Consider the following 22,642-nt stretch of genomic DNA (forward strand, 5'->3'; position numbering starts at 1 on the left):
CCACACCACGGGGGAAAGTGCGGGGGGGGGAAGGCAGAAGAACCCCCCCCCCCCCCCGGGACCCCCCCGGTGGGCTGGGCCACCCCCCCCCCGCGGGCCTCCCCCGGTCCGGTGGGGGCCGGGAACGGGTGCGGACCGACGGGTGATCGATCGGCGTCCGAACGGTTCCACCGACGGGTGAACCGCACCGGCCAGAGAACTCTGCACGATGACCACGTGAATGTTCGAGCGTCTCCGGGGGTTGTGAGACACTTCCGTCCGTCTCAGCGCCATGACCTGGGGTTTGGGACGCCAGGCCGATCAGGTTGGAGAAGCGGAGACGCCGAACGGCCCGGGCCGGGACCTGCCGCTCACCCGTTCCCCGTCCCCGTTTCTCGAGTTTGGAGCGCCCGCGTTGGGTTCCGCCTGGAAGCAGCTGCCCGAGGAGCTGTCCGAGCCCGCCAGACGCCTGGCGGAGGAGCTCCGGGCCATCAAGGACACCGCCGGACTGTCACTGTCCGAACTGGCCGCCCGGACCCACTACAGCCGGGCCTCCTGGGAGCGCTGGCTCAACGGCAAACGGGTCGTCACCGAGCAGGCGCTGGACGCGCTGGTCGGGACGGTCGACTGCGACGCGGCCGCGCTGCGGGCGCTGTGGCGGCGGGCGGTGGCGGGGCCGGAGGCCGCGGCGCCGGTCACGGGCCCGGACGCGGGCTCCGGCGCGGGCGCGAACGCGGGCGCGGGCGCGGCGGTCGCCGAGGAGCGCGACGGCCAGGGCCCGCAGCGGCCGGCCGTCGCTGAAGAACCCCCGGGCCCCGAGGAGCCCGCGGCCGAAAGCCCCGCCCCCGAGGAGACCACCGCCCCTGAACCGGCCGCCGGCGAGGCGCCGGTGACCGGGCAGGAGTCCGGGCCCGCCCCCCTCGTCTGGTGGCGGCGTCCGGCGGCGCTGCTCTCCGGCGCGGCCGTGCTGGCGCTGCTGCTGGTGCTGGTGGGCCTGCGGATCAGCCGGCACGACGGGCAGGCCTCGGCGGCCGACCGGCCCGCCGCGACGGCCGACGCCGGCACCTCCCCCAGCGCCAAGCCCGCCCCGGGCGCCCCGGCCTGTCAGGCCGTCGGCTGCGCGCACAAGGACCCGAAGACCACCGGCTGCGGCAAGGACGCCCGGACCCTGCAGACCCAGGTGATCGGCAAGGTGGTCGTCTACCTCCGGTACAGCCAGACCTGCCGGGCGGCCTGGGCGGCCATCACCGAGGGCGAGCCGAAGGACTACGCGACGATCAGCGACAGCGCCGGCGACGCCGAGACGGCGCTCATCCACTGGGGCTACGACAACTACTCGGCGATGCTGAACGCGGCGGACCCGACCGTCACCTTCCAGGTCTGCGGCTACCAGCCGGCCGGCCACGACTGCACCGGGGTGGTCTCCGACCTGGCCATGGTGGTGGCCTCCACCCCGATCCCGATCGGTCCCGCCTCTCCCCCGCCGGGCACCGGCGCGGGAGCGCCCACGACTCCGGCCCCGGCCACACCGGCCGACCCGTCGGCACCCGTCGACCCGCCGGCACCGCCGGCACCGACGGCACCGACCGGGCCGGCAGCACCGGCCGCCGCTCCGACCGAGTCGGCCGGTCCGTCCTGACCACGACCGGCCGCTAGTCGAGGTAGCCGCGCAGCTGCTCCGCGCCGGCGTGGTCGCGGAGCTTGACCAGGGTCTTCGACTCGATCTGGCGGATCCGCTCCCGGGTCACACCGAACACCGCGCCGATCTCCTCCAGCGTGCGCGGGCGGCCGTCGTCCAGCCCGTAGCGGAGCTGGACCACCTGGCGCTCCCGCTCCCCCAGGGTGGCCAGGACCGCCTCCAGGTGCTGGCGCAGCAGCAGGAAGGTCGCGGACTCGGCGGGCGAGGCGGCGTCGGCGTCCTCGATCAGGTCCCCGAGCGCGACGTCCTCCTCCTCGCCGACCGGCGTGTGCAGCGAGATCGGCTCCTGGGCCAGCCGCAGCAGCTCGCGCACCCGCTCCTCGGTCAGCTCCAGGGCGGCGGCGATCTCGGCCGCCGTCGGTTCCAGGCCGCGCTCCTGGAGCAGGCCGCGCTTGGCCCGGACCACCCGGTTGATCAGCTCGACCACGTGCACCGGCACCCGGATCGTCCGGGCCTGGTCGGCCAGCGCCCGGCTCATCGCCTGCCGGATCCACCAGGTCGCGTACGTGGAGAACTTGAAGCCGCGGGTGTAGTCGAACTTCTCCACCGCCCGGATCAGTCCCAGGTTGCCCTCCTGGACCAGGTCCAGCAGGGTCAGTCCGCGGCCGACGTAGCGCTTGGCGACGGAGACCACCAGCCGCAGGTTCGCCTCGATCAGCCGCCGCTTGGCGATCCGGCCCCGCACCACCAGGGAGTCCAGCTCGCCGGCCAGCGGGTCGGGCGGCGGCGGATCGCCGTTCAGCCGCTCCTCGGCGAAGATGCCGGCCTCCACCCGGCGGGCCAGCTCGACCTCCTCCGCGGCGGTGAGCAGGCGGATCCGGCCGATCTCGCGCAGGTACTGGCGCAGCAGGTCGGCGGCCGGGCCGGTGTCCTCGACGGGCCCCCGGCGCTCCCGCCGGTCCTCGGCCCCGGCCCGCGCCAGGGGCGAGGGCTCGGACCCGGACCCGGCCCCGAACTCGGCCTCGGGGACGGCCTCGGGGACCGGGCTGTCCGGGTGGCCCTCCGGCAGGCCCTGGGCGGGGATCCGGGCACCGTCCGGGGGCGCGGCCCGGGCCCGGCCGTGATGGGTCTCCTGCTCCCCGGTCTCCTGCGGACCGGCCGGTCCGGCCGGTCCGGCGGGCTTCGTTCCCGTACTGGTGGTGGTCGCTGCGACGAGGCCTTGCTCCACGGGCATCCCCTCGGGGCGGGCGCGACTCTGGCGGACCCGCGCTGTACGGAGGTGGGACGTCCTCCAGTGTGCGGTACGCCACGCTCCGTGGCCGAGACTCGTGCGCCGACTTTCTGTGGAGCGAACGCTAGAGAGCGGCCGCACCCCGGCTGCGCAGCTCCTGCCCGTACTGCTGGAGCTGCCACAGCTCGGTCTGCACCGCGTGAAGCTGTTCGGCCTCGGCCCGGGGGCCGAGCCGCTGGAGGTAGCCGCGGACCTCGGTGATCCGCCGGTCCACCGCCAGCATGCGCAGCTTGACCAGGAACTCCCCCGCGTAGATCGCGTCCACCTTGCGGCGCGAGCGCACCGGCTCGACGGTCAGCTCGGTGACCAGCGAGCGCACCCGGTCGTCCGGGGACGCCTCGCGCACCGCGCTGGTGAAGTCGGGCAGGCCCGCCCCGTGCGCGGCGCCGCCGGCCTTGGCGATGGCCTGCCGGACGGCGGTGTACGGCGGGGTCGGGAACTCGTCCTCGCCGTAGTGGTCGAAGGCCGGACTGACCAGGTCCGGGTGCTGGAGCGCCAGCTTGAGCAGCTCGCGCTCGACGAACTGGGCCGGGTCGCGCGGGTTGAGCCGGAAGGCGGGCTGCGCCGGGCGCTGCGGCTGGGCCTGCTCCGGGCGGCGCTGGGCGGCCGCGCCGCGCGGGTTCTGCTGGCGCTCGCGGTCCCAGCGGGCCAGCTGGGAGATCCGGCGGACGACGAACTGCTCGTCCAGGATGCCGAGCATGCCGGCCAGGCGGACGGCGTACTCGTGCTGGATCGAGCGGTCCTTGATCTTGGCGACGATCGGGGCCGACTCCTCCAGTGCCGCCGAACGCCCCTCCGGGGTGTCCACCCGGTGCCGGGCCACCACCGAGTTCAGCGCGAACTCGAAGAGCGGGACCGGGTTGTCGATCAGGTGCTTGACCGCCTCGTCGCCCTGGGCCAGGCGCAGCTCGCACGGGTCCATGCCGCCCGGGCTGACCGCGATGGAGGTCTTGGCGGCGAACTTCTGGTCGTCCTCGAAGGCGCGCAGGGCGGCCTTCTGGCCGGCCGCGTCGCCGTCGAAGGTGAAGACGGTCTCGCCCCGGTACTGCGAGGTGTCCATCAGCAGCCGGCGGATGATCTTGATGTGGTCCTCGGCGAAGGCGGTGCCGCAGGTGGCCACCGCCGAGGTGACCCCGGCCAGGTGGCAGGCCATCACGTCGGTGTAGCCCTCGACCACCACCGCGCGGCCCGACTTGGCGATCTCCTTCTTCGCCAGGTCGATGCCGTACAGCACGTGGGACTTCTTGTAGATCGGGGTCTCGGGCGTGTTGAGGTACTTCGGACCGTTGTCGTCCTCGCGCAGGCGGCGGGCGCCGAAGCCGACCACCTCGCCGGCGATGTCCCGGATCGGCCAGACCAGCCGGCCCCGGAAGCGGTCGATCAGGCCGCCGCGCTGGCCCTGCGAGGCGAGGCCGCCCAGCAGGATCTCCTTGTCCGTGAAGCCCTTGCCGCGCAGGTAGCGGACCAGGTGCTCCCACCCCACGGGGGCGTAGCCGACGCCGAAGACCGTGGCGGCCTCCTCGTCGAAGCCGCGCTCGGCCAGGAAGCGGCGGCCGATCTCCGCCTCCGGCGAGGCCAGCTGCTCCCGGTAGTAGGCGGCGGCCACCTTGTGCGCCTCGACCAGCCGGGTGCGCTCGCCCTGCTGGTGGCGGGGGCTGTAGCCGCCCTCCTCGTAGCGCAGGGTGATGCCGGCCTGGGCGGCCATCCGCTCGACGGCCTCGGCGAAGGTGAAGTGCTCGATCTTCATCAGGAAGGCGATGGTGTCGCCGTTCTCCTGGCAGCCGAAGCAGTGGAAGACGCCCTTGGCGGGGTTCACGTAGAAGGAGGCGGACTTCTCGTCGTGGAAGGGGCAGACGCCCTTGTACTCGCCACCGCCACCGTTGGTCAGCTGTACGTAGTCGCCGACCACCGCGTCGATCGGCAGTGCGCTGCGCACCGCCTGCACGTCTTCGTCCCTGATCCGCCCGGCCACCCCGGAAGTCTACTGGGACGGCCGGGCATTCGATCCGTGGCGGCCGCCTCCGGGCGGCTACGCCCAGGCGGCGCCGACCAGCTTGGCGTGCAGGGCCAGGGCCGAGGCGTCCGTGAGGGTGGCGATCTGGTCGATGACCGTGCGCAGGGCGGCGCGGTCGTCCTCGGCCTCGCGGTACATGGCGGCGAACACCGGGTCCAGCCCCTCGGGGGCGCGCTGGGTGAGGACGTACGCCAGCTCGGCGATCACGATCCGCTGGCGGGCCCGCAGCTGGGCCTGCTCGTCGCGCTGCATGACGTAGCGGACGGCGACCGCCTTGAGCACCGCGCACTCCAGCCGGACGTCCCTCGGCACCACCAGCTCGGCGGTGTAGCGGGTGAGCCGGCCGGGGCCGTAGCGGGCGCGGGTGGCCTGCTCGGCGGCCAGGCAGAAGCGGCCGATCAGCTGGCTGGTGAGGTCCTTGAGCCCGCCCCGGGCGCGGGCGGTGCCGTCGTAGGAGCGGGGCCACCACTCCTGGGCGAGCAGCCGGTCCAGGGCGTCGGACAGCTCCTGGGGCTCGGCGTCCCGGGCGTAGCGCTCGGCGACCTTGAAGAGCTCGGCGCGCTCACCGGGGGCGCGCAGGGCGGCCGGGTCGATGTGGCCGGCCTGGAGGCCGTCCTCGACGTCGTGGGTGGAGTAGGCCACGTCGTCGGACCAGTCCATCACGGTGGCCTCGAAGCACTTGCGCCCGGTCGGGGAGCCGGCCCGCAGCCAGCGGAAGACCGGCAGGTCGTCGGCGTAGACGCCGTACTTGGGCGAGGCCGGGTCGGTGGGGTGGGCGCCCTTGGTCCACGGGTACTTGGTGGCGGCGTCGAGGGCGGCCCGGCTCAGGTTGAGGCCGACGCTGCGGCCCGGCCAGGGGGCGAGCCGGGTGGCGGGCTGCTCCTCCTGGGGCGCGAAGCGCTTGGGTTCGAGCCGGGTCAGGATGCGCAGCGACTGGGCGTTGCCCTCGAAGCCGCCGCAGGCCTCGGCGGCCTGGTCGAGGGCCTCCTCGCCGGTGTGGCCGAACGGCGGGTGGCCGATGTCGTGGGCCAGGCAACCGGTCTCCACGAGGTCCGGGTCGCAGCCCAGGGCGGCCCCCAACTCCCGCCCGACCTGGGCGCATTCGAGGGAGTGGGTGAGCCGGGTGCGCGGGAAGTCGCTGCGCATCGGGGCGACCACCTGGGTGGTGCCGGCCAGCCGGCGCAGCGCGGCCGAGTGCAGCACCCGGGCACGGTCGCGCTGGAAGGCCGTACGGCCCGGGCGCTTGTCGGGTTCGGGGACCCAGCGGGCCTCGGCAGCGTGGTCGTACGGGATCGGGGCGGCGAGGCGGTGCGTGGTGTCGTCCATATGCCCTTCACCGTACGCCGGGCCCCCGACACGCGGGGTGTGCCGCGCGCGAAGGAGCGCGGGCCGGGGCGTGAACGGTGCGCGGCGCGCGGGTGCCCGCCCCGGCGAGTCGACCCCACCCGGACGGCGCAGCCCCGCGCGCCCCCTGCGCCCCCGCGTCTGCGTCCCCGCGTCTACGCCCCTACGCCCTGCGTCCCGAACCTCCCCCGGCCCGGGCGGCCTCAGCCCCTGATCGCCTTCAGGACCACGCCGGACACCGCCTCCTGCCCCTTGGCGTTGGGGTGGATCGGCACCAGCCCCTGGGCCGGCAGGGGCGGCTCCACCCAGCGCTTGTCCTCCCCCGCGCACATGTCGTGCCCGGCCGAGGGCCCGGCGAGGTCCACGAACACCGCTCCGGCGGCCTCCGCGCGCTTCTTGAGCATGCCGTTCAGCTGCTGCTGCTTCTCCACCAGGAAGCCCAGGTCGGAGGCGGCCACGGCGTTGCCGAGCACCGGCAGGCAGTTCGCCGGGTCGGCCGGGAGCAGCCCCGGGTACCCGATCACGTACACCCTGGCCTTCGGGGAGCGCTTCTTGACGTCCTGGAGCACCTGGCCGATCCGGTCGCCGGCCGCCTCCACCTTGCGCTGGACGTCGTCGGTGCCGCTGCCGGCCGCGTAGTGGTCCCGGCAGGGCGACTCGCTGATCCGGTCGGCACTGTCGGTGATCACGCCCTTGACGATGTCCACCAGGTTGGCCTTGGCGCACTCGGTCACGACCTCCATGAAGCCGGCGTCGTTGCCGCCGATCCCCAGGGTGACCAGCCGGGTGTCCGCGGTCAGCGCGTCCAGCTGGGCCGGGTTGGTGCCGTCCGCGACCTTCTGCGGACCGGTCAGGTCCCCGGTGCGGGCGCCGCTGCAGCTGACGTCCTTGAACTGCCCGGCGGCGAGCGAGAGCTCCTTCGCCACCAGGGACGGGTAGTTGGCCCCGGAGCGGTAGCAGGCGCCCGGCTCGCCGACCTGCGGCGGGAGCTTCATCCCGGCCGTGTACGAGTCGCCGAGCGCGACGTACGGGCCGGTCGGCGGCGGGGCGGCGGTCGGCGACGGGTTCCCGCCGGCCTGCGCGCGGGCGGGCGTCGCGCCCGCGGCGGCGCTCCCCTGCTGGTCGGTACCGGCGTTGTCGGTGCAGCCGGCCAGCAGTACTGCGGCCAGTCCGACGGTCAGGGCGATGGTCGGGCGTGCGGTCCTCGGCATGGTCTCCCCCCGGGGATACGGGTCACGGTCGGCTCCTTACGGCGGCCCGTCCCCCGGGCACACCAGGGGCCAACGAACGATCGCGGCCGATCACTCCCACCCGCGCCCGATCGCCGCGCGACGAGCCGGATCCGGCCGGAATCCGCCCCTGGGACCCCGTCCGGCCGCCCGGTTCCGCCCGCCCGCTCCGGCTGCCCCGGCTACTCCGCGCCGCGCTCGTGCTCGGCCAGGAACTGCTCGAAGCGCCGCCCCAGTTCGTCCGCCGAGGGCAGGTCCGCCGGCTCGGCCAGCAGGCTCTCCCGGCCCTCCGCGCCCGCCACGGCGTCGTACTGGCCCTCCATGCCGCGGATCGCCGAGCGCAACTCGCCGTCCCCCTGGGCCAGCTGCTCCTCGATGTCGGCGTAGACCTCGGGGACCCGCTCGCGCAGCCCGGTGCCGGGCAGCACCAGCCCGGTGGCGGACTGCACCGCCTCCAGGACCTGCACGGCCGCCGCCGGGTAGGCGGAGCGGGCCACGTAGTGCGGGACGTGCACGGCGAAGCCCAGGACGTCGTGCCCGGCCTCGCCCAGGCGGTACTCCACCAGCGCCTGGGCACTGCCCGGGACCTGCGCCTGCTCGAACCACTGCGGGTAGCCCGGGGCGAGGTCCAGCCGGTTGCCGTGCGGCGTCAGGCCGACCGGGCGGGTGTGCGGCACGCCCATCGGGATGCCGTGGAAGTCGATGGAGAGCCGCACCTCGAAGCGGTCCACCAGCTCGCGGACGGCACGCGCGAAGCGCTCCCACTCGACGTCCGGCTCGGGGCCGGTGAGCAGCAGGAACGGCGCACCGGCGGCGTCGTGGACGAGCTGGAGCAGGATCTCCGGCGGGTCGTAGGACGTCCAGTGGTCGTGGTCGAAGACCATCGCCGGGCGACGGGCCCGGTAGTCCACCAGACGGTCGTGGTCGAAGCGGGCCACCACCTGCGGCGCGCCCGTCTCCAGCAGGTGGGCCACCACCTGGCCGCCGGCCTCCCCGGCGTCCATGAAGCCCTCGAAGTGCTGGAGCAGCACCAGGCCGGCACCGGTGTCGCGCAACTGCTCGTTGGCCGCGGCAACGGCGGCCACGCCCTGCTGATCCAGCTCGTACAACGCCTGGAAGTCACGCACCGCGCACCCAACCCCGTTCCCTGCTCGTCCCGGTCGACCGGCTTCTCGTCCTGTCCAGCGCGCCGGGCGCCGCCGGAATTCCCGCGCCCGGCCCCCGTCCTGCGGACCTCCCGTCCGCGCGCCCCGCGGGGCGCGTCCTACGGCTCCCCGGGGGGCTCGCCCGACGGCCTCGGACGAGCGCTCCGGACCATGATCGCACCCGGCCGAAGACTCCCTGGTCAGGGCCCTGCGAGGGGTCGGTCCGCAGGGCACGCGAACGGCCCGCGCGGCCATTCGCGTGCCGCGAAGTGACGCACCGCCTTCTGGCGGGTATCGTCCTCTCGCTGCCTCGCATCGTCGCGTCGTCGCCACGTCGTCCGTAACGCCGTCGGCCACGTCCCGGTCCGGTGCTCGGCCAGCCACCCACGACGCATCTTGCCTTCACCTGGCCGCCTGCTTCCCTTCGCGCTCTCGTACCCTCCTCGGCCATCTCGCGGACGCACACTGTCCCGTCGCTCTTCCCGCCGGACCGGTCCGAGGATCCGTGTCCGTTCCGGCACCCCGCGCCGCCCGTTCCGGGCCGCCGCCCCCACCCCGTCCGACCGGACCTCCGGCGTGCGCGGGTACCCGGCCGGCGGACCCGGGCCCAGGCGTACCCAGCCCAGAGCACCCCGAGCCGTACCCCGGCGCGGGAGGCACCCTCCGACCGATGAAGGACCAAGGTTCCGTGCCCGTACCTGTCATCCTCACCGGCCGCACCGTGCGGCTGGAGCCACTCGCCGCGCACCATGCCGAGGCCATCGCCGAGGCCGGCGCCGAGGACCGTACGACCTACGCCTTCACCCCCGTCCCGCACGGCCGGGAGGCCGCCCGCGACTACGTCGCGCGGGCGCTCGCCGACCAGGCCGCGGGCCGGTCACTGCCGTTCGCGACGGTGAACCTCGCCGACGGCCGGGTGGTCGGCTCCACCCGGTTCCTGGAACTCGACTACTGGCAGGGCCCGATGGTGTGGCCGCCCGCGCCCGGGGTCCCGTTCGGCGATCCGGCCACGGCCGTCCCGGACGCGGCCGAGATCGGCAACACCTGGCTCTCGCCGCGTGCCCAGGGCACCGGCATCAACACCGAGGCCAAGCTGCTGATGCTGCGCCACGCCTTCGAGACCTGGGGCGTGCAGCGGATCTCGCTGCGCGCGGACGCCCGCAACCTGCGCTCGCGCGCCGCCATCGAACGGCTCGGCGCGACCTCCGAGGGCGTCCGCCGGGCGCACTCGCGCGGGCTGGACGGCGTGGTGCGCTCCACCGCGTTCTACTCGATCCTCGACGACGAGTGGCCGGCCGTCCGGGACATCATCGAGCTGCGGATCGCCGCCGCCACCTCGCCGAGCGCCCCGGATCCGGCGATCAACCAGGAGTGCCTTAGACAGGGCGGCAGCGGCGCCGGGCAGCTGATGATCACCGCCTGAGGCCGTCCCGGAACGGCTCGTGGCCGAGGCTCGCGGGTCCTGGCCCGACGCGAATGGTCAGACACGCCCCAGGACGGCCGGCAGGGTGGTGCGGTCGTCCCAGGCCCGGTGGCGTCCCGGGTGCGCCTCGACCAGGGCCTCCACCGGCCGCCAGCCGCCCCGCACCCGGGCCACCCGGACCCGGTAGACCTCCGCGCCACCCACGCCGCGGTGCAGGTGCAGCACGCCCTCGGAGACCACGGAGGCCCAGCGCTCGTCCGCCTCCCGGGCCCGCAGGCCGCGCCTGATCCGCTCCCAGTCGGCGTCCGACCAGAGCAGGTCGGGCACGGGGTGCGGGCGGGGCAGGCCGATCGGCGTCAGGTGCGGCTCGCCGGCCGCGCGGACGCCGCCCGGCTCCGGGAACGCCCAGTCGGGCAGCGGCTCGCAGGCGGCCAGCCAGGTCCGCGGGATGCCGCCGGTGCCGGTGTGCGCGGCCACCACCCCGCCGGTGATCGCCGCGACGGTGTCCATGTCGCCGCCGGCCGCGATCGCGTCCCACACGGCGGCGCGGTAGTCGGCCAGGTTCCGGGCGGCGCACCACAGCGCGTACGGGACGGTGTCCGCCGCGGACGTCCGGCCGCCGTTGCCGAGCACCTGCGCGGCGAGCCGGAAGTCCGGCCGGGCGAGCAGTCCGCGGGCCTCCACCAGGCCGTCCCTGACCGCCCCGTTCGGGGTGAGGCCGGCCACCGACTCCAGGAAGCGCTCCGGTGTCATCGGCCGGGTGCGGGCCCGCACCGCGTACGCGGCCGCCACCGCGACCGCGATCGCGCCGTCCACGGCCTGCGGATGGGTGTGGGTGATCAGGGCGGTGTCGGCGGCGGGCCGGACGACGGCGGCCGGATCCTCGGCGTACGCCGCCCCCAGCGGGGCGACCCGCATCGCGGCGCCGTTGCCGTAGGAGCCCTGGCCGTCGAAGAGTTCGGCGGCCAGCCGCCGGGCGTCGCCGCCCTCGCGGATCAGCCGGAGCAGCCGGTTGGCGGCCGGGCCGTAGCCGCGGTCGAAGTCGTGGCGCAGGGCGAAGGCGTAGGTGAGGTCGAAGGTGTCGATCGCGCCGCGCTCGGTGTGCGCGGCGTGGACCGAGCAGGCCATCTCGGTGTCGTCGGTCCAGGGCCAGGAACCGGGCGGTTCGGTGCGGGCGGCGAGGTGGGTCCGGGCGGTCTCCGGGACGAAGAACTGGGCTCCGAGGGCGTCGCCCGTGCGGAGGCCGAGGAGCGCGTCCAGCGCGGGGCCGGCGTGCGTGAATGGAATGGTCATATGGCATCCAGCTCAGCGGCTCGGCCGCCGTCGCGTCAACACCCGTGACCTCCGTCCCCACCGACGGGGGATGTTTCGCATACCTCCGATTCCGGCGGGCAGGCACCGGGGCATGACCCGCGCGAATCCCCTCGATCCGGTCGCCCTGCTCGGCGCCGACCAGCAGCACATCGCCACCCGCGCGCAGCTGCGCCGGCTCGGGGTGCCCTCCGGCACCATCGCCCACCGGCTGCGGCCGGGCGGGCCGTGGCAGCAGGTGCTGCCCCGGGTGATCTGCCTGCAGAGCGGAAGACTGACGTTCCATCAGCGGCTGCGGGCCGCCCTGGCGTACGCGACGCCGAAGGGGCGCGAACCACGGACCGGGGAGGTGCTGCTGACCGGCCTGGCGGTCCTGGCCGAGGCCGGACTGCCGAGCGCCGGCCACCCGTCCGACCTGAACGCGGTCGACATCCTGATCCCCGGCCAACGACGGGTCGGGGACCGGGAGTTCGTCCGGATCCACCGGGCGTCCGGGGCGATGCCGGGCGGCTTCGAGCGCGCCGACGGACTGTGGAGCACCACGGTCGCCCGGGCCCTGGCGGACCTCGCGCCGAGGGAGACCGGGCAGCGCCGGTTCCGGGCGCTGTGCGCGGAGGCCGTCCAGCGGCGGCACTGCGAACTCGGCGAACTGCTCGACCAGTTGCTGTCCCGCCCGGGTGCGCTCGGGCTGCCCCAGGTGGCCGGGGTGGTGGAGGAGCTGACGGTCGGGGTGCGGTCGGTGGTGGAGGGCGAGGCCCGCGAACTGCTGGCGCACGCCGGGCTGCCGGACCCGCTGTGGAACCCGGTGCTCTTCCTGGACGGCCGCTTCCTCGCCGTCCCGGACGCCTACTGGCCGCACGCCTGCGTGGCCCTGGAGATCGACTCCCGCGCCTGGCACCTGCGCCCGGCCGAGCACGAACGGGGCCTGGCCCGCGCCAACCGCCTCACCGCCGCCGGCCTCCCGGTGGTGCGCACCACCCCGGCCCAGCTCCGCCGCGACCCGGCCCCGGTGCTCCACGAGCTGACGGCCCTGGTCACCACCGGCCCGCACGCACCGCACCCCCGGATCACCTGGCGGCGGGCGAGGTGAGGCGGGCCCGCGCGGTGAGGCGGGCCGACGGCGCGGTGCGGGCGGCCCGGCCGGCCCCGCTCAGCAGCGGGAGTCGATCTCCTGGAAGGTGGCGTAGTGGTCGGCGGACCAGTACTGCTCGCCGGAGTCGCCGGTCACCACCCGGCGGGTGCCGCGGTCGTTGGAGCCCGGGGTGACCACGGTGTACTCGTGGTAGTAGCCGCCGGTCTTCTTGGGGAGGCGGCTCTCCCGGTTCTCGAAGACGATGCCGTCGCGGTTGTACGGGTAGGGCCCGCCCTTGGCGATCAGACCGAGGGTGTCCTGGGCCTGGCCGGGGAGCTTGGTGCGGCAGACGTCGGCCATTGCCGGGTCGGTCGGGACCCAGGAGCCGGCCGGGGCCGGGGTGCTGCCGGCGCCCCCGGCGGGCGGGGTCGGCTTGGGGGCCGAGGGCTTGGGCGCCGCGGACCCGGACGTCGTGGCACCGGTGCCGGCGGCCGCGCCGGCACTCCCGGTGGCGCTCGCGGCGGCCTTGGGGTGGCTGCTCCCCCGGTTGGCGAGGAGGTACCCGGCCCCGGCCAGGAGCGCCAGGATCAGCACGGCCACGACGACGAGCGGGTTTCTGCGGTTGGTCATGCGGTCCAGCTTGGCAGGCGGCCGGGCCGCCCCGGGGGAACCGCACACGTGGCCGCCGCCACACCGGCCGGCGCGGCGGGCCGGCACACGACGTACGGCAGGGGGGGGGAGAGAAAAAGGGGGGGCACCTGGGGGAAAAGAAGCCGGGGGTCGCTACACAAGGGGGCGGGAAGGGGGGCTGGAAAAATGAGGGCTGTTCGGGGGGGAGCGGACTCTTTTTTCCTTTCCCCCCCGGCCGTGTCACGTACGCCGGTTCTCCTGCGCCGAGCTCCGGTGTACGCCCTCCCGACGGGAGGGAGAGCGGTCAGTCGTACCCGCGCGTGCGGAGGGGATGCCTACCCTCCTCAGCGCGAGTCGCTGCCCGCCGTCTCGATGGCGGCGCGGCCGGCCTCCAGGCGCGCCACCGGGATCCGGAAGGGGGAGCAGGAGACGTAGTCCAGCCCCACCTCGTGGAAGAAGTGGACCGAGTCCGGGTCGCCGCCGTGCTCGCCGCAGACGCCGAGCTTGAGGTCGGGGCGGGTGGCCCGGCCGGCCTCGACGGCGTGCTTGACCAGCGAGCCGACGCCGTCGCGGTCGATGGTCTCGAACGGGGAGACCCCGAAGATGCCCTTCTCCAGGTAGGCGGTGAAGAACGAGGCCTCCACGTCGTCCCGGGAGAAGCCCCAGACCGTCTGGGTCAGGTCGTTGGTGCCGAAGGAGAAGAACTCGGCGGCCTCGGCGATCTGCCCGGCGGTCACCGCGGCGCGCGGCAGCTCGATCATGGTGCCGAGCTTGATGTCCAGCTGGACTCCGGTGGACCGGGCGACCTCGGCGAGCACCCGCTCGCACTCGTCGCGGACCAGCTCCAGCTCCTGGACGGTGCCGACCAGCGGGATCATCACCTCGGGACGCGGGTCCGCCCCGGCCAGCTTGCGCTCGGCGGCGGCCTCGGCGATGGCCCGGACCTGCATGCCGAACAGGCCGGGGATGACCAGGCCGAGGCGCACACCGCGCAGGCCGAGCATCGGGTTCTGCTCGTGCAGCTTGTGCACCGCCTGGAGCAGGCGCAGGTCGTTCTCGTTCGGGTCCTTGCGGGCCTCGGCGAGGGCGACGCGCACCGACAGCTCGGTGATGTCCGGCAGGAACTCGTGCAGCGGCGGGTCGAGCAGGCGGACGGTGACGGGCAGGCCGTCCATCGCCTGGAAGAGCTCCAGGAAGTCGCCCTTCTGCAGCGGCAGCAGGGTGGAGAGCGCGGCCTCGCGGTCCTTGTCGTTGTCCGCCAGGATCAGGTGCTCGACCTCCTTGCGGCGCTCCTCGCCGAGGAACATGTGCTCGGTGCGGCACAGGCCGATGCCCTGGGCGCCGTAGCGGCGGGCGCGCGAGCCGTCCTCGGCGTTGTCGGCGTTGGCGCGCACCGCGAGGCGGCGGCGGCCGTCGGCGTGGGACATCAGCCGGTGCACGGCCTGGACCAGACCGCCCTGGACGTCGGCGCCGGCGTGCAGGGTGCCCTCGAAGTACTCCACCACCGCGGAGGGGAGCACGGGTACCTCGCCGAGGTAGACCTTGCCGGTCGCGCCGTCGATCGAGACGACGTCGCCCTCCTCCAGCACCAGGCCGTCGGCGGTGGTCATCCGGCGGCGCTTGGTGTCGACCTCCAGCTCCTCGGCGCCGCAGACACAGGTCTTGCCCATGCCGCGGGCGACGACGGCGGCGTGCGAGGTCTTGCCGCCGCGCGAGGTGAGGATGCCCTCTGCGGCGATCATGCCGTCCAGGTCGTCCGGGTTGGTCTCGCGGCGGACCAGGATGACCTTCTCGCCGGAGCGGGACCACTTGACGGCGGTGTACGAGTCGAAGACGACCTTGCCGATCGCGGCGCCGGGCGAGGCGGCCAGGCCCCTGGCGATCTGCTGCGACTCGGAGTCGGGGGCGAAGCGGGGGAACATCAGCTGCGAGAGCTGGCCGCCGGTGACCCGCATCAGGGCCTCGTCCAGGTCGATCAGGCCCTGGTCGACGAGCTGGACGGCGATCCGGAAGGCGGCCGCGGCGGTGCGCTTGCCCACGCGGGTCTGCAGCATCCAGAGCTTGCCGCGCTCGATGGTGAACTCGATGTCGCAGAGGTCGCGGTAGTGGTTCTCGAGCTTCTGCATGATCGCCATCAGCTCGTCGTACGACTTCTTGTCGAGCTTCTCCAGCTCGGAGAGCGGCAGGGTGTTGCGGATGCCGGCGACGACGTCCTCGCCCTGGGCGTTGGACAGGTAGTCGCCGTAGACGCCCTGGGTGCCGGTGGAGGGGTCGCGGGTGAAGGCGACGCCGGTGCCGGAGTCCTCGCCGAGGTTGCCGAAGACCATGCTGCAGACGTTGACCGCGGTGCCCAGGTCGTTCGGGATGCGCTCCTGGCGGCGGTACAGCCGGGCGCGGTCGCCGTTCCAGGAGTGGAAGACGGCGTGGATCGCGAGGTCCATCTGCTCGCGCGGGTCCTGCGGGAAGGCCCGGCCGGTCTCGCGCTCGACGATGCCCTTGAACACCTCGACCAGGCCCCGGAGGTCGGCGGCGTCCAGGTCCAGGTCGTTGACGGTGCCCTTGGCGTGCTTGGCCTCGTCCAGGGCCTCCTCGAACAGCTCGCCGTCGACGCCCAGCACGGTCTTGCCGAACATCTGGACCAGGCGGCGGTAGGAGTCCCAGGCGAAGCGCTCGTTGCCGGACTGGGCGACGAGGCCGGCCACCGAGACGTCGGAGAGGCCGATGTTGAGGACGGTGTCCATCATGCCGGGCATGGAGAACTTCGCGCCGGAGCGCACCGAGACCAGGAGGGGGTTGTCGGCCTGGCCGAGCTTCTTGCCCATCCGCTCTTCGAGGGCGTCCAGGTGGGCGCTGATCTCCTCGTGCAGGGAGGACGGCTCGCTGCCGGTCTCCAGGAAGACCTTGCAGGCCTCGGTGGTGATGGTGAACCCCGGAGGGACGGGGAGGCCCAGGTTGGTCATCTCGGCCAGGTTCGCGCCCTTGCCGCCGAGAAGGTCCTTGAGGTCCTTGTTTCCTTCGGTGAAGGAGTAAACAAACTTCTGCTGGGACGGCACGGGTCGGTCTCCTCGTACGCGGTTGCCCTGACGCCGGAGAACATACCCATTTCGAAGGCACTTCTCTGCCCTGAATAGGCCACCCGAGGCTGGTACCCAGCGGTAACCCGCTAGATCGAAAGCACATAAAGGCGTTCACCTCTGTTGGTGAAATCGTCCGCCTGACGCGAGCAAGCGTTCAATTCTTGAACACAAGCAAACCCGAAGATCGCACGATCCGGACGCACGGTAGCGACCGCGGGTCGATGGCGTTGCCCCGGCTTGATTTCCTGCACCCGGATCGCCCGATCACCGGTCGACCGACTTCGGGAAGCGATTCACAGCCGACCTGTCCATTTCGTCCACTGACCGGCCGTCAGCCCCCACCGCATGTGGCAAGCGTCACCAGCGCATCTCACGGGTCGAACGTAGAGCGACTCCGCCGATCGTCGCACACCGTCCAGAAATGTGCTCTCTCCGTGACATTCGGACGACGAAAAGGAGCCCTCTTGTCCAGGATGGACAAGAGGGCTGGGACCTAGTGGCAGTCGGCCCCATCGGGCCGTTTTTGCCGGTCCGTACAGATCATCCGCCAGAGGTGTCCGATTCGGCGTCCACGCCCGGTCGGGCGCAGTCGTACGGATCGTCCAACCAGCCCTCCGGCAGGACCACCCGGTTGTTGCCGCTGGTCCGTCCGCGCGGGCCGTCCGCACCGTCCGGCCAGCCCTGGGACTGCTCCACCTGGGAGAGGGTTTCGGCCAGTTCGGCCAACGAGGAGGAGCCGGCCAGCTTCACCCGCAGCTCCGAGCCGACCGAGAAGCCCTTGGTGTACCAGGCGACGTGCTTGCGGAAGTCGACCACGCCGCGCGCCTCGTCGCCCAGCCACTCGCCGAGCAGCTGCGCGTGCCGCACCATCGCCGCGGCCACGTAGCCGAAGTCGGGGCGGGCGTAGTCCACGTCGCCCTCGAAGATCGCGACCAGGTCCCTGAACAGCCACGGCCGGCCCAGGCAGCCCCGGCCCACCACCACGCCGTCGCAGCCGGTCTCGCGCATCATCCGCAGCGCGTCGTCGGCCGACCAGATGTCCCCGTTGCCCAGCACCGGGATGTGCGCCGGGACGGACTCGCGCAGCCGGGCGATCGCCGACCAGTCGGCCGTCCCGCCGTAGTGCTGGGCGGCGGTGCGCCCGTGCAGGGCGATCGCCGCCACGCCCTCCTCCGCGCCGATCCGGCCGGCGTCCAGGTAGGTGAGGTGGTCGTCGTCGATGCCCTTGCGCATCTTCATGGTCACCGGCAGGTCGCCGGCGTTGGCGACGGCCTCGCGCAGGATCTCGCGCAGCAGGTTGCGCTTGTACGGCAGCGCCGAGCCGCCGCCCTTGCGGGTGACCTTGGGGACGGGGCAGCCGAAGTTGAGGTCGATGTGGTCGGCCAGGCCCTCGTCGGAGATCATCCGGGCGGCCTTTCCGACGGTCACCGGGTCCACCCCGTACAGCTGGATGGAGCGCGGCTTCTCGCTCGGGTCGAACTTGATCAGCTGCATGGTCTTGGCGTTGCGCTCGACCAGCGCCCGGGTGGTGATCATCTCCGAGACGTACAGGCCCCGGCCGCCGCTCTGCTCACGGCACAGGGTGCGGAACGGCGCGTTGGTGATGCCGGCCATCGGCGCCAGCACGACGGGCGGCCACACCCGGATCGGGCCGATGTCGAGCGGCGCGAACTCGGTGTCGGACGCGGTGGGTGCGGGCGTGGCTGTCATGCGCGGCTGACCTCGGGTGATGGGGACGGGACTCTCCATTGTCCCCCACCCGTCCGCCGCCCGGGTGAGCGGCCGCCGCCCGCTCCGAGGCGCTCCCGTTACGGAGCCGACGGCGGCACCGACGGCGCCGCGGACTGCGCGGGCTCCGCCGGGTCCGCCGGTTCCGCGGGCTCCGGCGGCTCCGAGCTCGCCGGGACGACGGTGATCGACCCGGAGGTGACCGCGGCGTGCAGCCGGTTCGGACTCGACGAGTCCGCCAGCCCCGTGTCGATCCGGCCGCTGCCGCTGCCGATCTCACTGGAGACGGCGTACCGGCTGTCCTTCGGCACGGTCAGCTCCACCGAGCCGGAGGTGGCCGTGGCGTCCACCTCGCGCGGGGCCTTCGCGAAGCCCAGCTGCACGGAACCCGAGCCGACCCGCGCCGTCACCCGCCGGGTGCTCAGGTTGGTGCCCCGCACCTGACCGGAGGTGGCGTGCGCGGACACGTTCCCGGAGGTGTCGAACAGCAGCAGCTGGCCGGAGGTCAGCTCCATCCGCACGTCCCCGCTCAGCCCCTCCACCTGGACGGAGCCGGAGCCCACCGAGCCGGACACCTCGGTCGCCGCCGGCACCTCCAGTTCGATCTCGGCGCCGCAGCCGACGTCCACGAACGGCAGGACCAGCCGACAGTGCATCCCGACCGTCAGCACGTCGCCGTCGAAGACGGTGGACACCACCGGTTTGCGCACCAGCCAGTCCAGGCTCTGCCGGACCACCACGTGGCCCTCCCGACCGGCCCGCACCTTGACCGAGGCGTTGCCGGTCTCCAACTGGAGCCGGTGGATCGCCACGTCGTACGGCCGGCTGGTGCTGGTCCGCTGCTGCACCGCCATCGACCAGGTCTGCAGTCCGGCCCCGATCATGACCAGCACGATCACGACCGTCCCGGCGGCCCGCCAGCGCTTCGCCCCCTTCACCGCTACCCGACCTCCAGGAAGCGCAGCACCGCCATCACCCGGCGGTGGCTGTCCGCGACCGGCGGCAGGTCGAGCTTGGTGAAGATCGAGTTGATGTGCTTGGCCACCGCGCTGTCGCTGACCACCAGCGAGCCCGCGATCGCGGCGTTGGAACGGCCCTCCGCCATCAGGGCGAGCACGTCGCGCTCGCGCGGGGTCAGCTTCTCCAGCGGGTCCCGGTGGCGGCGCACCAGCAGCTGGGCGACCACCTCCGGGTCCAGCGCGGTACCGCCCTCGGCGACCCGCTGGAGCGCGTCCACGAAGTCGTCGACATTGGCCACCCGCTGCTTGAGCAGGTAGCCGACGCCGCTGGTGTTGGTCGCCAGCAGGTCCGCGGCGTAGCGCTCCTCCACGAACTGGGAGAGCAGCAGGACGGCGGTGTCCGGCCACTGCCGGCGGATCACCATCGCCGCCTTCACCCCCTCGTCGCTGAAGCCTGGGGGCATCCGGACGTCGGCCACCACCACCTTCGGGCGGTGCTCCTCGACGGCGGCCAGCAGTTCGGTGGCGTCCCCGACGGCGGCCACGACCTCGAAGCCCACCGCCTCCAGGACCTTGACCAGGCCGACCCTCAGCAGGACCGAGTCCTCGGCGATCACAGCACGCACGGCAACTCCACGGTGATGGTGGTGGGGCCCCCGAGGGGGCTGAGAACGGACAGCGTGCCGTCGACCGAGGCGGCGCGCTTGCGCAGACCGGTGAGCCCGGTGCCGCGCGAGGCGTCCGCGCCGCCGACGCCGTCGTCGCTGATGACCAGCCGCAGCCGGCCGCCGACCGTCCGCACCGAGAGGTCGACCCGGTGGGCCCTGGCGTGCTTGGCCACGTTGGTGAGCGCCTCGGAGACGGTGAAGTAGGCGACCGCCTCCACGGTCGGGGCGACCTGCTCGGAGAGTGCCACGTCCAGGCGCACCGGCAGCGGGGCGCGGGCGGCGATGCCGGACAGCGCCGCGTCCAGACCGCGGTCCTCCAGGACGGCCGGGTGCAGGCCGCGGACCAGGTCACGCAGCTCGTCGATGGCCGCCTGGGCCTCCTCGTGCGCGTCGACGATCACCTGCATCACCTCGGGCGGCACGTCCTTGAGGGTGCGCCGGGCCAGGCCCAGGTTCATCGCGAGGGAGGTGAGCCGCTGCTGGGCGCCGTCGTGCAGGTCCCGCTCGATCCGGCGGCGCTCGGCGTCCACCGCGTCGACCAGCCCGGCCCGGCTCTCGGCGATCTCCTCGACCCGCCGCTCCAGCGCCTCCGTCCGGTCCGGGCCGAGCAGCCGCCGGGCCACCCACACCTCCAGCCGGGCCAGCTGGGTGCCCGCCGGCGGGAGGACCGCCAGCAGCAGCAACCCGCCGAGGGTGAGCAGGACGTCCTCCCCGGCCAGGCCGGAGCGCACCGCCGTGCCGGCGGGCAGCAGCCACATCCAGCCGTACACGGTGGCCAGCACCACGGCGGCCGCCCAGGCGTACAGCACCGCCAACGCGCCCGCCGCCAGCAGCGGACCGGCCACCAAGTGGTGGAGGGCCTGGCGCCAGGTCATCCCCAGCAGCCAGGCCCGACGCCCCGTCGGCGGGCGCAGCGGCGGCACCTCCACCCCGTGCAGGGCGCGCAGCCGGCCGCGCTGGAGGGCGGTCAGCGGGCGGGCGCAGAGCAGGACGGCGGCGAGCACCGGGAAGAGCAGCGTCGACTCGGTGACGGCCAGCCAGACCGGCAGCGCCATGGGTATTCCGGCGGCGGTGAAGCGGACGTCCCGCCAGACCTCGGGCGACCACGGTGGGCGCCGGAGGCTCCTGACGAGCGCTCGGCGCAACGTGGTGGAGGACATGCCGAACAGCGTAGGGCCCGGTGATCACGGGCCGCCATGAAGGGGGGTTCCGGGTGGGGGGTGTAGCTGGATACACCCCCGATTCGGTGTGGAGCACCACCGACAGGACCGGGGTCCCGGCGGAAAGCTTGAGGTCATGACGAGCACCGCATCGCACTCCGCCACTGCGCCGAACGGGCGGCCCGGCCCCGGAGGTGCCTCCGCAGCCCCGGAGGGGGCGCTGCCGGCCGGAGCCGGGCCCTGGTCGGTCCGCAGCGCCGGGTCCGGCCGCGGCCGGGCCGCGCTGGAGCTGTACCAGTACGGGGAGTTGACCGACGTCCTGGTCGCCGCCCGGCTCACCCCGCACCTGCTGCGCGGGGCCCGGCACTGCCCGTCCACCGGGCGGAACCGGCACGTGCTGGCCTGGGGCCGGCTGGCGGCCGACGGCGCCGCGCCCGCGGTGGTGTTCACCGGGCGGCGGCCGTTCCGCCGGGCGCGGTCGACGGCCGAGGTGGCCGTGGTGGCCGACCGGTTCTGGATCGCCTGGGCCGAGGGCCCGTTCGACGCGGTGCGGGTCGAGCACTCGGCGGGCGGGACGGCCGAGCGGCTGCCGCTGGAGCGGGTGCGGGGCATCGCATGAGTACCGCCGTCCTCTCCGTCCGCCCCACCTCCTCGTACGCCCCGCCCGCGCGCCTCGGCCGGCTCCCGGTCATGGCCGCGGTCGCGCTGCTGCCCTGGCTGGCGGTCCTCGCCGTCTGCCACGAGACCCCCTGGGTCGTGCTCGACCTCACCGAGTTCGCCGCCCTGCTCTCGCTGGACGCGCTGCTGCGCCGGCGCAGCCCCGCCGCGCTCTGGGCCGGCGCGGCGGTGGCCCTGCTGCTCGCCGGGGACGCCCTGGCCGACATCGCCTGCGCCGGGCCGGGCCTCCCGGTGCTCGCCGCGCTGGTCATGGCCACCTGCATCGAACTGCCGCTCGCCGTGGTGTGCCTGTGGCTCGGCCGGGACGCGGCGCTGCGGACCGCCTAGGGCGTCGGCAGCTCGTCCATCAGCGCGCGGGTCCCGTCGTCCAGCGGGGTGTACGTGATCATCCGTGTCCCCAGCTGCGGACTGAGCCAGAAGTTGGTGTACTCGCAGCGCAACAGCCCGACCCCGGGCACCTGGAACCGCTTGATCCCGTTGCCCGGCCGCATCACGTCGTGCCGCTGCCAGAGCTCCGCGAAGTCCGGCGAGGCCTTGAGCACCCGGGCCACCAGCGCCTTCCAGGCCGGCTCCGAGCTGTGGTCGGCCATCGCCGAGCGGAACCGGGCCACCATGCCGAGGCGCTCGGTGCGGTAGTCGATCAGCACGTCGCGGAACTGCGAGGGCGTGAACGCCATCCACATCAGGTTCCGGTCCTCCGGAGCCAGCCGGTCGAGGTCACCGACGATCGCGGTGTACTGGGCGTTGTGCGCCAGCACGTCGTAGCGGGAGTTGAGCACCACCGCCGGGTACGGCGCCAGCCGCTCCAGCAGCAGCCGCACGCTCGGGGTCACCGAGGGGCACTCCCGCACCGGCACCGGGTCGTCCGTGCCGGCCAGGGTGAACAGGTGGGCCCGCTCGCTCGGGTCCAGCAGCAGCGCCCGGGCCACCGAGTCCAGCACCTGGGCGGACACCTGGATGTCCCGCCCCTGCTCCAACCACGTGTACCAGGTCACCCCGACCGCGGCGAGCTGCGCGACCTCCTCCCGGCGCAGCCCCGGCGTCCGGCGGCGCCCGGTCATCGGCAGGCCCACCTGCTCGGGTGTCAGGCGCTCGCGGCGGCTGCGCAGGAACGCGGCCAGCTCGTGCCGGCGGGCTTCGTCGGGAGTGGCCGGGCGCGGACCGGCCGAACCGGTACGGGCTTGCGCGGGAGGTGTGGCGAGGCTCATGCTCCCCAGCATGCGACAGCCGTCAACCTGTTGCCAGGTACTTCTTATACCCGGATAACCACACTCTGGTACCAGGGTACGACCCGG

General features: G+C 73.9%; 18 protein-coding genes. 5 read left to right on the forward strand and 13 right to left on the reverse strand.

Going from position 1 to position 22,642, the window contains the following annotated elements; translation table 11 throughout:
• Positions 1-394: 394 nt before the first annotated feature.
• Positions 395-1,618 (forward strand): DUF2690 domain-containing protein, encoded by a 1,224-nt coding sequence (locus tag ACFVGO_RS02345; protein ID WP_380630658.1) that lies wholly within the window; start codon positions 395-397, stop codon positions 1,616-1,618.
• Positions 1,619-1,631: 13 nt separating this feature from the next.
• Here the strand turns inward: ACFVGO_RS02345 and ACFVGO_RS02350 are convergent, their stop codons facing one another.
• The 5 genes from ACFVGO_RS02350 to ACFVGO_RS02370 form a co-directional block, all read right to left on the reverse strand.
• Positions 1,632-2,852: an RNA polymerase sigma factor gene (locus ACFVGO_RS02350; protein WP_380630659.1), complete on the reverse strand. Its 1,221-nt coding sequence runs from the start codon at positions 2,850-2,852 to the stop codon at positions 1,632-1,634.
• A gap of 121 nt (positions 2,853-2,973) precedes the next feature.
• Entirely contained in the window at positions 2,974-4,881 is a 1,908-nt protein-coding gene (gene dnaG / locus ACFVGO_RS02355) for a DNA primase (RefSeq protein WP_359902919.1), read from the reverse strand.
• A gap of 57 nt (positions 4,882-4,938) precedes the next feature.
• Positions 4,939-6,249, reverse strand: coding sequence for a deoxyguanosinetriphosphate triphosphohydrolase (locus ACFVGO_RS02360; RefSeq protein ID WP_359902922.1), 1,311 nt, complete (start codon positions 6,247-6,249; stop codon positions 4,939-4,941).
• A 221-nt stretch (positions 6,250-6,470) separates the two neighbouring features.
• Complete coding sequence (locus ACFVGO_RS02365; protein WP_380630661.1) at positions 6,471-7,478, reverse strand: SGNH/GDSL hydrolase family protein; 1,008 nt, start codon at positions 7,476-7,478, stop codon at positions 6,471-6,473.
• A 200-nt stretch (positions 7,479-7,678) separates the two neighbouring features.
• Positions 7,679-8,623: a PAC2 family protein gene (locus tag ACFVGO_RS02370; RefSeq protein ID WP_359902927.1), complete on the reverse strand. Its 945-nt coding sequence runs from the start codon at positions 8,621-8,623 to the stop codon at positions 7,679-7,681.
• Positions 8,624-9,329: 706 nt separating this feature from the next.
• Here ACFVGO_RS02370 and ACFVGO_RS02375 point away from each other — a divergent pair.
• Positions 9,330-10,064 carry a GNAT family protein gene (locus tag ACFVGO_RS02375; RefSeq protein WP_359902930.1) on the forward strand — a complete coding sequence of 245 codons (735 nt, stop codon included), beginning with the start codon at positions 9,330-9,332 and terminating at the stop codon, positions 10,062-10,064.
• A gap of 57 nt (positions 10,065-10,121) precedes the next feature.
• Here the strand turns inward: ACFVGO_RS02375 and ACFVGO_RS02380 are convergent, their stop codons facing one another.
• Positions 10,122-11,357 (reverse strand): ADP-ribosylglycohydrolase family protein, encoded by a 1,236-nt coding sequence (locus ACFVGO_RS02380; protein WP_380630662.1) that lies wholly within the window; start codon positions 11,355-11,357, stop codon positions 10,122-10,124.
• A 112-nt stretch (positions 11,358-11,469) separates the two neighbouring features.
• Between ACFVGO_RS02380 and ACFVGO_RS02385 the strand changes: the two genes are divergently transcribed.
• On the forward strand, positions 11,470-12,465 hold the full coding sequence (locus ACFVGO_RS02385; RefSeq protein WP_359902935.1) for a hypothetical protein: 996 nt from the start codon (positions 11,470-11,472) through the stop codon (positions 12,463-12,465).
• 60 nt (positions 12,466-12,525) lie between these two features.
• Here ACFVGO_RS02385 and ACFVGO_RS02390 read toward each other — a convergent pair whose 3' ends face one another.
• The 6 genes from ACFVGO_RS02390 to ACFVGO_RS02415 all read right to left on the reverse strand — a co-directional run bounded on the left by ACFVGO_RS02390 (position 12,526) and on the right by ACFVGO_RS02415 (position 20,669).
• The gene (locus ACFVGO_RS02390; RefSeq protein WP_359902938.1) at positions 12,526-13,077 is read right to left on the reverse strand and encodes a ribonuclease; all 552 of its coding nucleotides are present in this window, start codon (positions 13,075-13,077) and stop codon (positions 12,526-12,528) included.
• Positions 13,078-13,421: 344 nt separating this feature from the next.
• Positions 13,422-16,130 (reverse strand): pyruvate, phosphate dikinase, encoded by a 2,709-nt coding sequence (ppdK, locus tag ACFVGO_RS02395; protein WP_359902941.1) that lies wholly within the window; start codon positions 16,128-16,130, stop codon positions 13,422-13,424.
• A 564-nt stretch (positions 16,131-16,694) separates the two neighbouring features.
• Positions 16,695-17,864, reverse strand: coding sequence for a tRNA dihydrouridine synthase DusB (dusB, locus tag ACFVGO_RS02400; RefSeq protein WP_359902944.1), 1,170 nt, complete (start codon positions 17,862-17,864; stop codon positions 16,695-16,697).
• 98 nt (positions 17,865-17,962) lie between these two features.
• Positions 17,963-18,820, reverse strand: a complete 858-nt coding sequence (locus ACFVGO_RS02405; protein WP_380347984.1) for a DUF4097 family beta strand repeat-containing protein — start codon at positions 18,818-18,820, stop codon at positions 17,963-17,965.
• A 2-nt stretch (positions 18,821-18,822) separates the two neighbouring features.
• A complete protein-coding gene (locus ACFVGO_RS02410) occupies positions 18,823-19,467 on the reverse strand; it encodes a response regulator transcription factor (protein WP_359902950.1) in 645 nt (214 codons plus the stop codon).
• Complete coding sequence (locus ACFVGO_RS02415) at positions 19,455-20,669, reverse strand: histidine kinase (protein ID WP_359902953.1); 1,215 nt, start codon at positions 20,667-20,669, stop codon at positions 19,455-19,457. The genes ACFVGO_RS02410 and ACFVGO_RS02415 overlap by 13 nt, the downstream gene beginning before the upstream one ends.
• Before the next feature lie 136 nt (positions 20,670-20,805).
• Between ACFVGO_RS02415 and ACFVGO_RS02420 the strand changes: the two genes are divergently transcribed.
• Both ACFVGO_RS02420 and ACFVGO_RS02425 read left to right on the forward strand, forming a co-directional pair.
• A complete protein-coding gene (locus tag ACFVGO_RS02420; RefSeq protein WP_359902956.1) occupies positions 20,806-21,288 on the forward strand; it encodes a hypothetical protein in 483 nt (160 codons plus the stop codon).
• Entirely contained in the window at positions 21,285-21,674 is a 390-nt protein-coding gene (locus tag ACFVGO_RS02425) for a hypothetical protein (RefSeq protein ID WP_359902959.1), read from the forward strand. The genes ACFVGO_RS02420 and ACFVGO_RS02425 overlap by 4 nt, the downstream gene beginning before the upstream one ends.
• Here the strand turns inward: ACFVGO_RS02425 and ACFVGO_RS02430 are convergent.
• Positions 21,671-22,555: a helix-turn-helix transcriptional regulator gene (locus ACFVGO_RS02430; protein WP_359902961.1), complete on the reverse strand. Its 885-nt coding sequence runs from the start codon at positions 22,553-22,555 to the stop codon at positions 21,671-21,673. The genes ACFVGO_RS02425 and ACFVGO_RS02430 overlap by 4 nt on opposite strands.
• Positions 22,556-22,642 lie beyond the last annotated feature (87 nt).

Origin of the sequence: Kitasatospora sp. NPDC057738 (assembly GCF_042798815.1) — a bacterium.
GTDB lineage: Bacteria > Actinomycetota > Actinomycetes > Streptomycetales > Streptomycetaceae > Kitasatospora > Kitasatospora lactacystinica.

Coding starts and splice junctions, on each gene's coding strand:
- ACFVGO_RS02350 (WP_380630659.1), bottom strand. CDS start 2,852: ATGCCCGTGGAGCAAGGCCTCGTCGCAGCGACCACCACCAGTACGGGA.
- ACFVGO_RS02360 (WP_359902922.1), bottom strand. CDS start 6,249: ATGGACGACACCACGCACCGCCTCGCCGCCCCGATCCCGTACGACCAC.
- ACFVGO_RS02365 (WP_380630661.1), bottom strand. CDS start 7,478: ATGCCGAGGACCGCACGCCCGACCATCGCCCTGACCGTCGGACTGGCC.
- ACFVGO_RS02380 (WP_380630662.1), bottom strand. CDS start 11,357: ATGACCATTCCATTCACGCACGCCGGCCCCGCGCTGGACGCGCTCCTC.
- ACFVGO_RS02385 (WP_359902935.1), top strand. CDS start 11,470: ATGACCCGCGCGAATCCCCTCGATCCGGTCGCCCTGCTCGGCGCCGAC.
- ACFVGO_RS02390 (WP_359902938.1), bottom strand. CDS start 13,077: ATGACCAACCGCAGAAACCCGCTCGTCGTCGTGGCCGTGCTGATCCTG.
- dusB (WP_359902944.1), bottom strand. CDS start 17,864: ATGACAGCCACGCCCGCACCCACCGCGTCCGACACCGAGTTCGCGCCG.
- ACFVGO_RS02415 (WP_359902953.1), bottom strand. CDS start 20,669: ATGTCCTCCACCACGTTGCGCCGAGCGCTCGTCAGGAGCCTCCGGCGC.
- ACFVGO_RS02420 (WP_359902956.1), top strand. CDS start 20,806: ATGACGAGCACCGCATCGCACTCCGCCACTGCGCCGAACGGGCGGCCC.
- ACFVGO_RS02425 (WP_359902959.1), top strand. CDS start 21,285: ATGAGTACCGCCGTCCTCTCCGTCCGCCCCACCTCCTCGTACGCCCCG.
- ACFVGO_RS02430 (WP_359902961.1), bottom strand. CDS start 22,555: ATGAGCCTCGCCACACCTCCCGCGCAAGCCCGTACCGGTTCGGCCGGT.